1 pseudogene is annotated in these 216 nt (G+C 68.0%); it reads right to left on the bottom strand.

What is annotated here, in order from left to right:
* Window positions 1-73: 73 nt before the first annotated feature.
* Window positions 74-216: pseudogene (locus tag ACQ4LH_RS21760) on the bottom strand (YnfA family protein); the annotation flags it as partial.

Genomic DNA, 216 nt, shown 5'->3' with positions numbered 1-216 from the left:
CCCCCCCAGAAACCACCCCGCTGGGGGCGCGTCGTSGGCRGCGYCAGATGTGWAAAAGAGACAGCAGNNGKCCCCAAKGGGCCGGGCGGATCCCGYCCACCAGCCATAACCAGATAATTGCCATCGCCACATACMCCCCGCCATAAGCGGCATACACACGACCGGCGGCGGTCGGGTGCAGGGTCAGCAGCCAGGCGAACAGCGCCAGGGAGACGG

This window comes from Pseudomonas peli (assembly GCF_050563605.1).
GTDB lineage: Bacteria > Pseudomonadota > Gammaproteobacteria > Pseudomonadales > Pseudomonadaceae > Aquipseudomonas > Aquipseudomonas peli_A.
Note: the sequence above shows the minus strand (reverse complement) of the source record. Positions and strands in the feature narration are given on the sequence as shown.